The organism is Rhodococcus sp. C-2, assembly GCF_027854095.1.
Lineage (GTDB): Bacteria > Actinomycetota > Actinomycetes > Mycobacteriales > Mycobacteriaceae > Rhodococcus_F > Rhodococcus_F qingshengii.
In genome coordinates, this window is sequence record NZ_JAQGFI010000003.1 from 249626 (window position 1) to 264198 (window position 14573).

At 63.4% G+C, this 14573-nt stretch carries 12 protein-coding genes; 5 read left to right on the top strand and 7 right to left on the bottom strand.

What is annotated here, in order from left to right; genetic code table 11:
• The first annotated feature begins 1 nt into the window (after window position 1).
• Window positions 2-1435 (top strand): amidase, encoded by a 1434-nt coding sequence (locus PCS43_RS07755; RefSeq protein WP_209910429.1) that lies wholly within the window; start codon window positions 2-4, stop codon window positions 1433-1435.
• Here the strand turns inward: PCS43_RS07755 and PCS43_RS07760 are convergent.
• Genes PCS43_RS07760 through PCS43_RS07775 form a run of 4 tightly spaced genes read right to left on the bottom strand, consistent with a single transcriptional unit; the run spans window position 1432 to window position 3404 of the window.
• Window positions 1432-2067, bottom strand: coding sequence for a DUF5701 family protein (locus tag PCS43_RS07760; protein WP_007730217.1), 636 nt, complete (start codon window positions 2065-2067; stop codon window positions 1432-1434). The two genes, PCS43_RS07755 and PCS43_RS07760, sit on opposite strands and share 4 nt — an antisense overlap.
• Before the next feature lie 10 nt (window positions 2068-2077).
• Window positions 2078-2722, bottom strand: coding sequence for a TetR/AcrR family transcriptional regulator (locus tag PCS43_RS07765; RefSeq protein ID WP_007730219.1), 645 nt, complete (start codon window positions 2720-2722; stop codon window positions 2078-2080).
• Window positions 2710-2973, bottom strand: a complete 264-nt coding sequence (locus PCS43_RS07770) for a hypothetical protein (RefSeq protein WP_007730221.1) — start codon at window positions 2971-2973, stop codon at window positions 2710-2712. Before PCS43_RS07770 ends, PCS43_RS07765 begins: the two co-directional genes overlap by 13 nt.
• Window positions 2970-3404 (bottom strand): hypothetical protein, encoded by a 435-nt coding sequence (locus PCS43_RS07775; protein ID WP_007730223.1) that lies wholly within the window; start codon window positions 3402-3404, stop codon window positions 2970-2972. Before PCS43_RS07775 ends, PCS43_RS07770 begins: the two co-directional genes overlap by 4 nt.
• A 140-nt stretch (window positions 3405-3544) precedes the next feature.
• On the opposite strand from PCS43_RS07775, the gene PCS43_RS07780 reads away from it, so the two are divergent.
• Complete coding sequence (locus PCS43_RS07780; protein WP_136471008.1) at window positions 3545-4873, top strand: diacylglycerol/lipid kinase family protein; 1329 nt, start codon at window positions 3545-3547, stop codon at window positions 4871-4873.
• Here PCS43_RS07780 and PCS43_RS07785 read toward each other — a convergent pair.
• The 3 genes from PCS43_RS07785 to PCS43_RS07795 form a co-directional block, all read right to left on the bottom strand.
• Window positions 4854-6239 carry an FAD-binding oxidoreductase gene (locus PCS43_RS07785; RefSeq protein WP_209910424.1) on the bottom strand — a complete coding sequence of 462 codons (1386 nt, stop codon included), beginning with the start codon at window positions 6237-6239 and terminating at the stop codon, window positions 4854-4856. The genes PCS43_RS07780 and PCS43_RS07785 overlap by 20 nt on opposite strands.
• 118 nt (window positions 6240-6357) lie before the next feature.
• Complete coding sequence (locus PCS43_RS07790; protein WP_209910421.1) at window positions 6358-9753, bottom strand: BTAD domain-containing putative transcriptional regulator; 3396 nt, start codon at window positions 9751-9753, stop codon at window positions 6358-6360.
• A 76-nt stretch (window positions 9754-9829) separates the two neighbouring features.
• Window positions 9830-11275 carry an MFS transporter gene (locus PCS43_RS07795; RefSeq protein ID WP_209910419.1) on the bottom strand — a complete coding sequence of 482 codons (1446 nt, stop codon included), beginning with the start codon at window positions 11273-11275 and terminating at the stop codon, window positions 9830-9832.
• Between the two features lie 173 nt (window positions 11276-11448).
• On the opposite strand from PCS43_RS07795, the gene PCS43_RS07800 reads away from it, so the two are divergent.
• From PCS43_RS07800 to PCS43_RS07810, 3 genes are all read left to right on the top strand, one after another.
• Window positions 11449-12108, top strand: a complete 660-nt coding sequence (locus tag PCS43_RS07800) for a response regulator (protein WP_058038412.1) — start codon at window positions 11449-11451, stop codon at window positions 12106-12108.
• A complete protein-coding gene (locus tag PCS43_RS07805) occupies window positions 12105-13799 on the top strand; it encodes a two-component system, sensor protein (RefSeq protein WP_209910416.1) in 1695 nt (564 codons plus the stop codon). The genes PCS43_RS07800 and PCS43_RS07805 overlap by 4 nt, the downstream gene beginning before the upstream one ends.
• Before the next feature lie 74 nt (window positions 13800-13873).
• On the top strand, window positions 13874-14551 hold the full coding sequence (locus PCS43_RS07810) for a GAP family protein (protein WP_209910412.1): 678 nt from the start codon (window positions 13874-13876) through the stop codon (window positions 14549-14551).
• Window positions 14552-14573 lie beyond the last annotated feature (22 nt).

Consider the following 14573-nt stretch of genomic DNA (forward strand, 5'->3'; position numbering starts at 1 on the left):
GATGACCGATCTCCATCAACTGTCTGCCGTCGAACTTGCCGGTGTGATCGCCGCCAAGCAGGTCTCGATTCCCGAAGTCACCAGGTACTTCGTCGACCGTGCGACCACTGCCGATGACGTCGGCGCCTTCACGACGATCGCCGGGGAGCACGCTGTCGCCCTCGCCGAACAAGCGCAGCGCAGGTTGAACGAGCGGGACGCCGGGCCCCTTCCGCGTCTGTTCGGCGTTCCGACGGCAATCAAAGACCTCGACGCAACGCGCGGCATTCGCACGACCTTCGGCTCGGCGCTCTTTCGCGACTTCGTGCCGGACGCTGACGACGAGATCGTCGAGGCGATCCGAGAAGGTGGGTTGATCGACATCGGTAAGACGACGGTGCCCGAGTTCGGGGCAGCCTGTTACACCGAGCCGGAAGTCGCTCCGCCTGCTCGCAGCCCGTTCGATCGCACGCGGAGTGCCGCCGGCAGCAGTGGCGGCGCTGCTGCCGCCGTCGGCGCTGGTCTGGTGCCGTTTGCACAGGGAAGTGACACCGCCGGTTCGTTGCGTTCGCCGGCAAGTACGTGCGGAGTCGTTGGCCTCAAGCCGAGCCGCGGTTTGATCACGATGGGCGTGGCGGGGCATGACAACTTCGGATTTGCGAGCAAGGGGCCGATCGCCCGGACAGTTCGCGATACCGCTGCGCTGCTGGACGTTCTGGCGACGCGACCCGGCGCCGGAACTATCCACCCGCCTCGGCCGAAGTCGTTCGAAGAGTTCGTCGTACAGGCTGGGGGAGTTCGGGCTCGCCCCTTGACCGTCGCTCTTGCTCACGGATCGGTCTCCGGCGGAGCCGTGGATGCGCAGCTCTCGGCTGCTGTATCGAAGGTTGGGTCTGTGCTGGAGGGTTTGGGCCACAACGTGTTCGAGCGACCGCAGGCTCGCGATGACATTTTCATCGATGCTTTCGTCAAGATGTTCTCGTCTTTGGCGGGAACCAAGCCGATCCCGGAGGAGTACGAACACCTTCTGCGTCCGATAGTGCAACACTTGCGAGTTCAAGCAAACGAGGTGCCTTCGGGTGAGCTGGCCGCGGCAATCGGAATTGTTCAGGCCTGGGCGCGACGATGGAGTCTCGACTACGCCGACGCCGACCTTGTTGTCACTCCGACTGTGACGAAGCCGCCGCTTGCGATCGGGGAGTTGCGCAACGACGAAGACCCCGCGACCGAACTGATCGACATGGTCGCTTTCACCGGAAACACCGTCGTCGCCAATGCAACCGGTTTCCCGTCGATCAGTCTGCCACTCGGTTGGACGGAAGACGGCGTTCCACTCGGCATCATGATCTCGGCGAAATGGGGTTGCGACGCGGAATTACTTTCTGCCGCTGCAATGCTCGAGGCCGAGATGCCGTGGAAGGATCGGTACCGATTCGACCGCGCAACCGTGCTCTAGTTCGGGAGCGGTACCCGGTCGCTCGCCGATGCGAACCCCAACCACGTGTGGCGGTTACCCCACCAGCACCACCCGACTTTCGGGGCGTTGCGGTTGTCTTTGCCGTCGCGACCGGTTCCGTTGCTGATCCACACGGCGGGAGTTCTGGTGTCGAAGGATCCGTCAGGTTTGCGCAGTCGGGAGCCGATGGTCATGAAACACTTTCCGCGTTCGAGAATGTCGGGGCGCTGCAACAGCCAGTGGATGCCTTCGGTAAGCGTCAGCGGCGTACGGTCTGCGTCGACGATTGCGGGCAATGCTTCGTCCGGGCTCCAGTTGGCCAGGTGATCCCCGCGGTCGACTCCACTGAGCAGATGTAATGGGCTTTCGGGCAGCGTTGCCTGCTCGGTGGGGGCGAACAGATCGACGTCCGCCATGTCGACAACTATGAATCCGCGCTTGTTCTCGAGCTCGAGCAGCGGAGTCAGAACTGAAGCCGGAGCCAGTTTTTCGTGCACGGTGAGTAGTCCGACATCACCGTGCCCGGTTGCGGCCTCCCTGACATCGCCGGCAGAAAGTCCGGCCATCTCGTGAACACCGAGTTCGATCAATCGCTCGGCCTGCTGATCGATGGGCGGGAGGTCGAAATGCATACCTGCGATCCTACCGATCGTGAGCAGAGCGATCGGAGGGTTCGGCCGCGAGGGAAGTCGGCCACGCAACGCCCAACGCGCGCATGATGAACGGGACGGTGGTCGCTACGACGGCGTCAACTCGGTCGCCGGCCATGAGCATCGGGCGTCGGCTTTCCACGCAGGCGAGGATGAGTTGCGCGGATGCGGCAGCATCGGAATCGACAAAGACACCGGCGTCGACACCTTCCTGAACGAGCTGTTCGACCAGAACCGACAGCGGGACAATATGTTCGAGGAAAATTTCGCGATCATGCGCTGACAACAATTCGACCAACGCGATTCCTGTGAATCGTTGCAGTGAGAACTCGACGAGTGTCAGTTTGACGAGGATTTCGAGTCGGTCCACAGGATTCTCGCGGTCCGCGAGTTCACGCTCGGCCAGGAGTAGGAATCTATCCATCTCGCGTGTGGACCAGGCGAGCAGTAACGCGGATTTGTCGGGGAAGTAGTTGTACACCGCTGTCCGCGAGACGCCGGCCGCCTGGGCCACGGTCTGCAGCTTCACGTTTTGCCAACCCTGCTCGTGAAGTTCGCGAATGAATGCGTCCAACATGGCTTCTCGGGTGGCGATTTTGTGCTCAGCGGTTGTCGCACCACCGGTCAACTTCGGCATGGTCGATCCTCCTGGGTCTGATTCACGGTCACGGGGAGGTCGAACAGGTCCGCAACAAGGCGCGGATCACCTTGCCACATCGAGACGGGTGCGAGCATCATCTGCTGCGCGATCGAGCGTACGGATCGGCAGACCTCTTGCTCTTCGGCGAGTGTGAGCGTCGTGCGTTTGCGCAATCGCTCCATCTCCGCGGTAGTGAGATCAGTGATCCATTCCTCAGCTGCAAGCGAGAGGGGTGAATCCGGTGTCACGACCGATCCAACTCGGCACTGGAGAACCGCGAAGTCATCACGGACAGCGTGATGACGGCGACGACCGAGACGGCGTGTGCCGCCGCCAGCCAGAGCGACTCGGGTGCGTGTTTGTGAAGGGTGGGCGCCATCAGCATGGCCATGAGGAGGGCGAGACTCGACAACATCGCGGGACCGTTGGGGCGGCCGACAAGCAGGCTGACCAGAAGAACGAGCGCGACGACGCTGCACGCCACATCTACAGGCGGGTACGTGGCCGGAACGATTCCGCTGACAGTGTCGGTGAAGTTCAGCCCGATCGACACCAACTGCGCGAGACCTGTCGCGCCGGCCAACCAGGCCGTCCAACGCAGTCCGTGGAGTCCGGCTTTCCGAAGGCCGGTCAGGGTTCCTTCGGCGGATTCCCACGCTTCGGACGTCGGTGTTGTCACGGTTACTCCTTTTTATGACGAGGTGTCGTCATAAAGTAGCAGTGCGCGATCGCGAGATTCTTGCCGGTAGGTGACTGGCCTGCTTCGAAGGGATAGCGTCGAAGTACCGGCCGAAATGACAATCGCGGGGAGGTGGCTCGATGACGACCTCTGCCCACACGGATCGGCCCTCGTCGAAACAGAGTTGGTTGGCGCGCGCAGCCTTCGCGGCCCTGGTTCTTGCAGTCGCGGTGCTCCTGATCTTCGCCGGACTGAAAGCCTTGACCATGCTGATCCTGGGGATCGGTGGGGTGGTCGTGTGCGTCGTGGCCGTGTACTGGTTTCTGACCACCCGCGGATTCCTCCGCTGGATCTCGTTGGCGGTGGTGGTACTGACCCCGATCGTGGTGCTCACGTTCCTGGTCCGAGAACGACTCCTGTGGGTGGTATTGCTCGCGATCGGGTTGTTCGTGGTAGCCGGTATCTGCGCTCGCACCGCCTTGGCGGGGGAGGAGAAGGAATTGCCGGTTGTCGAGCGACCGGCACCGCCGCCCGTCAAGCCGTTCTTCGTGATGAACCCGAACTCCGGTGGTGGCAAGGTCGAGAAGTTCGACTTGAAACGCAAGGCCGAGGAACTGGGGGCCACGGTCGCACTGCTCGAGGGGCCCGAGAAGATCGACGTGACGGCCTTGGCCAGGCAGGCGGTCGCGGACGGCGCCGACCTACTCGGTGTGGCCGGTGGCGACGGAACACAGGCACTGGTTGCTGCTGTCGCGGCCGAACACGACCTGCCCTTCCTCGTCGTCAGCGCGGGAACGCGCAACCACTTCGCCGCGGATCTGGGGCTCGATCTCGAGGATCCATCTCGGTGCCTCGACGCGCTCGTCGACGGCGTCGAGGTCACGGTGGATCTGGGAAATGTCGGCGGTCGAACTTTCGTCAACAACGCATCGTTCGGGGCGTACGCCGAGGTAGTCCAGAGTCCGGAGTACCGCGACGCCAAGACCAGCACCTTCTTGCAGATGCTCCCGGATCTCCTCGCCGGACGTGCCGGAGCGGTGTTGACCGCGCGCTCCCCGAGCGTGTCCGCGGTGGGTCCGCAGGCTGTGCTGGTCAGCAACGGCCCGTACGAGATGAACGACCTGGCGGGGCTCGGTCATCGGCCGCGATTGGACCGGGGCACTCTCGGAATCGTCGCGATCTCCGTCAGCAGTGCCCGTCAGGCCATCGGGTTGCTCCATCGGGCGCATCAACACGGTCTGGCTCAGGGCACCGGATTCGAGGTGATCGTCGACGCCGACACCGACGAGATTCCGGTCGGCGTCGACGGCGAGGCGCTGGTGATGCCAACTCCGGTCAGATGCACGGTCAGTCCGCAGGCGCTGAGGGTCAGAGTCCCCCGAGATCGACCGGGTATCCGTCGCCCCCGGCACGCCTGGGATCTGGTCCGGTTGCGAGAGTTGGCGAAGTTCAGGAGATCCGGCGCATGACCTGACCGACGGCCAGGACTCCCTGCGGATCATGCGTGTCCGCCAAAGCGCTCAGCCAGTGAGCGGTGTCCTCGTCGTAGGTGCGGGCGATCTTCTCCGGGTCGACGCTCGGCGCGAAGTTGGGCAGTGCATGCCCGTTCGTCCATGGCGCCATCGTTCGTCCGAGAGTCTCGGCGTGCGGGACTACCGCGTCGACCATCGGTGGGGCAAGAACTCCGACGGTGAACAGCGAGAAGGCAGCGTCCCGATGGCAGAAGGCGCTGCGGTGCTCAGGTTCCCGTGCGAGGGCGCCCCCGAGGAGACGTAATTCGACGACGGTTTGGGGTGAACCGGATCCGGGGCCGGCAGCGGCCAGCAATGCGTCGACGGCCTCGTGTGACAGCTCGTTGGTCAATGCCGTGGATTCGTGCGTCGGCATCGGGTCGACGGGATCGGCGTGCACTGCCCCGAGGGCGGCATAAGGCAGCACACCGACTGCGTCGATCAAGGGCGTTGCGATTGAACGGATTCGGTCGATCAGTGACTTGGCATCGGATTCCTCGGCAAGACTTGCGAATCTGACCGCGACGGTGAGCCTGCCGGCCAGCGGTGGCGGAACCTGTGGAAGGGGTGGAAGTTGCAGAAAGGCAAGAGAGGTCGAGCTGTGCTCAGGCAGGTCGGCGCACCAGTCCAGCCAGGCGTGCGCGACCGCGCTTGCATCTGCGCCGTCGAAATAGAGTGCACCGCCGTAGAAGTGGGTGACCGGTAGTAGGTCGATCTCGATGGCTGTGACAATGCCCAGTGTGGCCTTGCCGCCGCGCAGTCCCCAGAACAATTCGGCATGTTCGTCGGGGGTGACATGAATGAGTTCGCCACTGCCGGTGACGATGTCGAACGAACGAACGTGATCCGACGAGAGCCCGTACGTGCGCACCATCGGGCCGATGCCGGCGCCGGTGAGGAAGCCGGCGACTCCGACAGTGGGTGAAGAACCTGCCAGTGGCGCCAAGCCGTGGGGTGCGGCAGCGTCGATGACGTCCTGCCAGATCAAGCCCGCGCCGATTCGGGCAGTGCGGTTTTCGGGGTCGACGACGCACTCCGTGAGCCTGCCGGTGTGGACGAGGAGAACGTCACTGCCGAGAGGGACCGCGCCGTGGCCGGTGCGCTGAACACCGACGCGCAGACCCAACTTCGCCGCGAATCGCACCGTTGCGGCAATGTCTTGCGCGCTCTCGACTGCCACCACAGCGCCAGGCGCGACGGGAACCGCTGCATTCCACGGAATCGCCAACTCGTATCCCGTTTCGCCAGGCAGGGAAACGGAGCCGGTCACCTCTGCGCGCAGTGATTCGACCGCGGCGTCGAGCGTGGGGGTCTGAAGGTTCATGGTCTTCCTTTCCTCATCCGTCTTTCGGTCAAGGGAAGGATGTCCGAACAGGCTTGGGTGGTTCTTGACGTATGTATCCCGAGCGGATCCAAGTTTTATCCAAGCGCATTCTCGCAGTTCAGGGCCATGTCGATCGCGCTCGTTCAGCTACGCCCCGCATGCCGAGTGTCTCCGATTCGGCCGCCACTTCCGTCAGCTCCCGTTCACGTTCGGCGGACGGCTCTCGGAGCTGCGCCCGAAGCAGTCGACAGCGCAGCAGTGTTGGTGCTCCGCCGGAGCCAGTTGCGATCTTCTCGGCCTGATCCAGGAGAGTCGATGCCTGCTCGACGTGACCGAGAAGCGCGTGCAGACGCGCGGAGGCTTCGGCGACCGAGCCCAGTTCACCGACATGGCCCACCGTTGCGATGCAGCCGGTGTGTGGCGAGAGTAGGTCGATGAACGTGTCGGCGTATTCGACCAGTTCCAGATCTGCCACGACGCGTGCAAGTAGTGTCTGGTGTCCCAATGTCGTCCACGTCTGTGGCCCGCGATTGATCAGCCACTTCTTGATGCCTTCGGAAGTGGCCTCGCGCTCGCCTCGGGCGGCGTCGATGGCGATGGTCCACGAATCAGGTTCCACGACACCGGGATCAGATTCTGCCAACGCACCTCGCTCCCATTCCAGAGTGTTGAACGCCAGATCTGCGCTGCCAGCCGTGTACAACTCCGTTTGCAGATGGATCTGCCTGGCCGTCTCGTACTGCCGTCGGGCTTGCGCGAAGTCTCCGTACCATTCGGCGAGAGTTGCTTCCATCCAGCGTAATTGGACCCGAACCACCGGGAGTCTCAGTAGCTCGCAGCCGATGATCCCCTGCCTGACGTGTTTGACGGCGGCATCGACATTGGCCAGATTCATCTCCGTCATGCTCGCGACGGCGTGTGCGACGACGCTGTCGACACGCGATTGTTGGTGCGGCAGTTCGAAAAGCTCGCGCAGTAGGCGCATGGACTCCGCGCTGTGCACCGCGACTCCGGAGAAAAGCAGAATCCGTCCGAGCAGCGCGTCCGCGATCACATCCGGATCGTCGAGTTCGCGGGCGATGTCGAGAGCACGGGCGCTCCATCGATTCGGGATCTCGGCTTCGGGGTGGTAGCAACTTCCCACCGCCAGCGCAGCAAGAACCCGTGCGTGAGCTGACCTGTCGTTCTCGACCAAGGGCTCGACCGCCGCGAGCCGTTCGAGCAGTGGTCCCGGATCGGTACCGTAGGAAACCCACGGCCACGCACCGGCGGCCCGAAGTAATGCGCCTGCCAGTCGTCCGACGGCGGAGGTTCGCCCCTCCCGAACAGCCTCGAGGAGACCGGCATTGACGACGTCGAGAACTGTCTGCCCTCGACCTGCGCGGGCGAGGGCCTCGACTCTGGCCACCAGCAGGTCGTCCCGATCGTCAGCGGATTGCTGGGACACGGGAAGTAAGTCGAACGCGCGGACAGCTGCCTCCCACCACTCGGCCGCGGTCTCCGAACTCCACCGATCGGTCGCATCCTGAGCTGCAGCCGTGCATGCCTCCAGAACGACGAGTGGATCGACCAGGGGAAGTGCTGACATCAGATGTTGCGCGCGGCGGCTCAGCCGGTCCGGATCGGAGGAATTTTCGAGCACTTCGGCAACTCGGGCATGTATCCGCTGGCGACGAAGCGTGGGTATCGCTTCGAGGACTTCGTCTCGGAGAAGGCCGTGAGCAAAGACGTAACCGCCGTTTGCCGAGTCCGCGACGATGATTCGTTCATCAGCAGCCGCGTCGAGATGGTCGGCGAGAGTGTCGACATCGAGACGGGTGGCTGCGGCCAGTGTGTACACCTCGATGGCGTCGCCGATAACTGCGGCAACCCGAAGAGCGTGCAACACTGCCGGTTCCACTGCGGCAAGCCGTCGACCGAGGACAGATCGAACGGCGACGGGGATGCCGTCGCCCAGTCGCTCGTTCCGGGGAAGCCTGGCGTACTCCGAGACGAACAGCGGGTTGCCGCCGGTTCGTTCCGCCAGGGTTCGCGCCTCCGCGTCGTCGAGCGTGTCCCCGGAGACGCACCTTGCGAGTGTTGCAACCTCGCCCTGCGCGAGCGCCGGCACAATCATGGTTCGGTTTCCTTCGCCGTGGAGTACGGCTTCCTCGAACTTGCGCACTGCCGGCCCGACTTCCGAGTCTCGGAGCGTCGACACGAACCAGACTCTGGCACTGGTCATTGCGCCGACCAGGTAGGTCAGGCAACGAAGGGACGTGGGATCGGCCCATTGAATGTCGTCGATGACGACGGTCAACAGTGCATCTTTCGCCGCAGCTTCGATGGTGGTGCGAACCCGTTCGTAGACGGCAAATCTCGCTTCGTCCGGATCGATGTCCGTCGGCGGCGTCAGTACGAAATCGGCGTCGGCTCCGAGTTCCCGAACCAGTCGGCGGATCGGCCACCACGGCGGCGTTCCGTCGTCCTCCGGGCAACGTGCCCAGACGGTGGCTCCTCGAATGGACGTTGTTCTCGACGAACACTCCTCGGCGAATCGTGTCTTGCCGATGCCGGCGGGGCCGGTCAAGATCAACCAGCGAGGTGAGCCACGGCGAACGTCGTCGAGCATCTTGTCGGCGACAATCGTCTGAGCGTCGCGCCCGACGAACAAGCGTGAGGAATCCGTCTCGGGCATCGCTGCTACGGCTGGGGGAGAAGCCGGGACCGACACTTGTTCGGCCCCCGTCCATCCCGGAGTGCGCGGCCAGGCGGCCAGGCCGGGTTCGTGGCGCAGGATCGCGCCTTGCAATGCTGTCAGCTCCCCGCCGGGCTCCAGTCCCAGCTCGGCGTCGAGCCGAGACGCGTGTAATCGAAACTGTTCCAAGGCTTCCGGTGACCTGCCCGCCCGATGCAGGGCAACCATTCGCAGCCAGCAGGTCCGGTCGCGGAACGGGTACTCGCCACAGAGTTGAGCAGCTTCGACCAGCGCGGGTGCCAGGCGCCCCAGAGCCAGAAGCGCCGTTATCCGGGTCTCCCGGCACTCGGTCCGCACTTCCTCGAAGGCTGCGGCTTCCACCTCCACCCAGCGCGCGTCGTTCAGGTCGTCCAGAAGCTGCCCCCGGACCGAGGCGAGGGCACGGTCAGCGGTCGTCAAAGCCTCCTGCCACCGTTCGTTCTCAGCGTGTTGTCGCGCCGTTTCGGCGTCGTCGAGAAACACCGACAGATCGACGTCTGCCGGAGCTACCTCGAGGACATAGCCCGGCGATTGACGCACTATCGGTGACGCCGTACCGGTTTCGACGCGTAGCGCTCGGCGCAGGTTGGAGATATACGCCTGGATGCTTGCCATCGCACTCGCCGGTGCGTCGTCGTGCCAGAGAGCATCGATCAGCCGGTCGGTGGAGACGACGCGACCACGGTTGAGCAGTAGAACGGCAAGGACCGTTCGTTGTTTTCGAGGGCCCAGATCGATCACGTCGCTCGTCGCCGGACCCCGTGCGACCTCCAACGGCCCGAGCAGTCGATAGATCATCCGTTTCCCCTCGTACCTGCGGACGCAGGACGGTTCGATTCTAAGGAGCGAAATTCATACATGCAGGACAAAACGGTCAACTAGTTCTCGTCAACATCTGCTCGGATTCCTCGGAAAGAGTCTGGTTGACGCCGGTAGTGCGCAGCGTCGCCGCACAGACCAACGCACCGAGAGCTGCGATGAAGGCTGCGACAAACAGTGCCAACCGAAGTCCACCGACAAAGTCGTCCGGTGATCCGCCGGGCAGCATCGACTGCGCCGGAAGGAAGGCGCCGAGCACGGCAACCCCGACTGCGATGCCGGTCTGCCGGAACGCGTCGTTGATCCCTGCGGCCAATCCGGAATGGTTCGAAGTGCTTTCGCCCAGAACCAACCCACTCATGACGGGGTTGAACACCCCGGCCCCCACGCACGCGACAACAAATCCGGGAAGTATCGCGTACGGCGAACTGGTCACGTCGACGACGGTCATCATGACCAGCCCCACCGAGACGAGTAGAAGCGAGCACGTCAACGAGACCGAGACGGGGATGCGCCCGTCCAATTTCGCGGTGGTTCCCGCGACGACGAACATCGCTATCGTCGCCGGTAGATACACCAGGCCGGCGTCCACGGGAGACAGATGCAGCACGTTCTGCAGGTAGATGGTCGTGTAGACGAACACCGCGAACAGGGAGGCGGAGATCGAGAACGCTGCGATCTGCGCTCCGGCGAAGGCCCGATTGGCGAGCAGATGCGGGGGCAGCATGGGCTCGGTGGTACGAAGCTCGTGCAGGGAGAAACCGATCATGGCGGCCGCGGCGATCACCGCGGCGATCATCGGCTGCGGCTCGAACCACCCATCCTCGTTACCGCGTAACAAACCGAACACCAGAGCTGCCAGGCCGGTGGACACCAGAATCTGCCCGGGCACGTCCGCGCCGCGAGGTCGAGGATCGCGTGACTCGGGAACCCACCGCACCGTCATCGCCAGTGTGATCAACCCGATCGGAACGTTGATCAAAAAGATTGCGCGCCAATCCAACAACTCGGTGAGCAACCCGCCCACCAGTGGGCCGACGGCAAACGCGCCCCCGATCGTGGCGCCGTAGGCAGCCAGAGCAGTCGCGCGCTGGGGACCCTTCTCGAACACGTCCGCCAGCAAGGCAAGTGAGCAGGCGAAGAGTACGGCACCGCCGATACCCTGAGCGGCCCGCGCGAGGTCGAGCACCCAGATGTTCGGCGCCAGAGCGCAGAACAGAGATGCCGTGGTGAACCACAGGATGCCGATGATGAAAACATGGCGTCGACCCCGTCGGTCTGCCCACGATCCGGCGCTGAGAACCACCGTCGCCAATGCCAGCGTGTACGCGTCGATCACCCATTGCAGGGCGCTGACTCCGGTATCGAGATCGGATGCGATCGACGGCAGGGCGGTGTTGACGACGGCGATGTCGAGCATGAGCATTGCGGTGCTCACGCATACTGCCAGCAAAGTGGCTCGTCGTACTGCGGTGTTCTTCGGGGTGATCGGTGCGGTCATGGCCCGTCCTGATGGTCGAAGGGGTGTGTACTCGGAACACCCTGCGCTCCGACGCTTGGGACATATCGGGCGAAATGCTTGGAACCCGCCTGGTTGATAACTGCCGTGTTACTCGGAATCCGTCACCACCTGCTCGGTCGAATACGCACTCTCCCAACGGTTAATCTCTGGTCATGGAGACCAGCCAGTGGGTGCGACGGGTGTTGGTGGTGGAAGACCAACCACTGATGCGTGCGCTCGTCGGTGACACGCTCACACACGCCGGGTTCGTGGTCCATACGGCCGGATCGGCGGTCGAAGCGCTCACGGAGTTCGACGGATTCGATCCTGACCTCTTGGTCACGGACATCGACCTTGGCGTGCGGCCGAACGGCGTCGATCTCGCAAACATCGTCACCGTGAAGGCTCCGCATTGCGCGATCGTGTTCCTGACGAACTACCCCAACGCATCGACAGCGCCAGGTTCTGCGGGTGTGCCGCCGAAATCGCTGTTCGTGGACAAGGCGGCTGTCCAGTCGGCGGATCAGTTGATCGGCGTAGTGGAGGCCGCGTTGACGGAAACCGAGCCACCGGCGCTCGGGAGTGATCCGGACTCCGCCTTGTCGAGCCTCACCAGATCACAGCTCGATCTTCTGCGTTACATCTCGCTCGGGTGGTCGAACAGCGCAATCGCAGCGCATCGTGGGTCCTCGATCCGAGGTGTGGAGAAGCTCATCGCGCGCACTCTCGAGAGCCTGGGATTGACGCACGACTCGTCCACCAATCCGCGAGTGCTTGCCGCGAGTATCTTCATCCGCCATTTCGGTGTGCCCGAAGTGACCGACTCGGTGTGAACCCGCGCGAGTGGTGGCTTCGACTCGGTGATCGGAACATCGTCACCAAGTGGTCCTGGATTCTGACGCTGCCGTTCGCGGTGACCGTGATGGCCAACTACTACCTGTGTACCGGGGTGCGCGAAGTAGGCGTGATGGCAGTCGGCGCCTTCGCGACCCACTGCGTCGTCGGGGTGATGCTGCTGATGGCGAGGGCTGTTCTTGCAGCACACCGATCGCAGCTCGCAGCCCTGGCCCTGTTCGCAATGATCGGCGCGATCCGCCCGTTCGTCCTCGACGCGATCACCCGCTCGCTCGAACTCCCCGTCGACCCCAGACCGATGCTCGTCCGGGTGGGACTCAACGTCGTGTGCAGCGTTGTCTTCTTGTCGTTGACCGCCGTACTGGTAAGCGCTCTCCGTGACCGCCTCGCGCTGCAACGGAGTTTGAAGGTTGCCGGGGCCGCCGTCCAACTCCAACAGACCCGGGATCGATTCCGCCTCGACCAAACCCGTGCGCAGTGTCGGCGAGAGCTCGAGCGCAGTATCGAGACGGTCATGCACGCGGTTGCTGAAACGGAACTCGAGGGAGTACGAGGAGCAGCGCTCTTGAAGCGAATCTCCGACGACGTGGTTCGCCCGATGAGTCATCGACTGTTCCGGGAGATTCCCCCGATCGAATCACCGACGCCGACTGTGCGGCTGACGGCGAGAGATCGACTGATCGGCGTCGTACGCAGCGTTGAACCGGCGCCACTGTACGTACCGGTGTTCGCGTACACGGCACTGGTGACCGTCTACCTGCTCACGACTTACGGCGTGACGTTCACGGCGGTCCAGCTCGGCGTCGGTTTCTGGCTCTTCGTCGGTGGCAATGCGTGCGCTCGCCGAGTTGTCAGCAGCGGAGACGGCCCTCTGAGACGGATCGCGACTCTTTCTGCGGTGTACTGCTCGAGTGCGCTGATCAGCAGTACCGCGACGTGGCTGCTCCTGACGGTGTTCGGCCGTACCCCGACTTTCTATCTCTCGTCGATGGCCGTCTACCCGTTGGTTGCGCTGTCCGTCTGTCTGATCAGGGCTGCGGATACGCAGCGTCAGGACGAGGAGCGTCAACTCCGCAGCGCCCTGCGCCGGCAAGCGCTCGATGCAGCTCGTATCCATGCCGAGCTCATGCACACCCGACGCGGACTGGCCAGGTTGTTGCACTCGTCGGTGCAGGGCGAACTCGTAGCGGCCGCATGGTCTTCGGGCGCCGTTGCCGGTCGCCCAGTCGATGTTGCGGCAACCATTGCCCACATTCTCGACGGCTTGGAAAGCGACCTGTCTGCGTCATCCGATCAGCCGGCTGACTCCGATGCCCGAAAGCGTATCGATGATCTTGTCACGGTGTGGCGCTACGCAATTCCGGTCGTCAGTCACGTCGACGACGAAGTCTGGGCGGTGATCGGTTCCGGCTCCGCTCGGCTCGACAGCGTGGTGGAGATCCTGTCGGAGGGACTGACCAACGCCGTGAAACACGGTGCAGGAGGGCCCGTCTTCCTCGAGGTGACACTCGCCGATGCTCGGGCGGTAGTAGTGCGGATCAGTTCGCCGGGTCGGATGCCGGTGGCACGGGACTCAGGGATCGGGCTTGAATCGCTCGCCGGTACGGTAACGTCCCTCGAACTTGTCGAAGAGGAAGACCGGGTGGTCCTCACAGCCGTGCTTCTGTGACACCGTGAGTGGCGATGTCGTGGAGGCCGAACGTTTCGCCAATGGCCGGATTGGCCGCTTGTACGGTCGCAGAAATGGAATCGATTACTGCGCAGCTCATCCCACTCGCCACCGGCGTCGTCATCAGCCCGATTCCTCTGGTTGCGATCATCGCGATCCTGCTGTCCACTCGGGCGAAGGCAAATGCATTCGCGTACACCGCGAGCATCGTGCTGGCCGCGGCAGCGATCACAGCAGCGACGGCACTCTCGACCACCGGAGTGGAATCGAAGTCCAGCGGCAGCGCGCATACCGTCCAGACGGTGTTCGCCGTCGTGTTCACTGTCGGTTTTCTGGCGCTCGCGTACTCGAGTTGGCGTGGCCGTCCGAAAGACGATGCCGAGCCGGCGATGCCGTCGTGGCTGGCGCAGATCGACTCGATGCAACCGGGCAAAGCTGCGGTCCTGGGACTGTTGTTGACCGTACCCAACGCGAAGAACCTGCCGCTCGAACTCAAGGCAGGTTCGATCATCGGTGGCGGGCACCTCGGCTGGGTATCAGTGATCGCGTATTCCGTCCTGTTCGCGGTAGGGGCGTCCATCGCTTTGATCGTGCTGTCAGCATTGGCTGCCGTGCCCCCGGCGAAGGTGACCGATGCACTGAGCGCCACCAAAAGCACTCTGATCCGCCACAATGCAGCAATCATGACCGTTTTGTTCCTGATGCTGGCAGCATTGGAACTCTCGCACGTTGTCGAAGCCCTGTCGAAGTAGCAACTTGTTTTCGAGGAGAAAT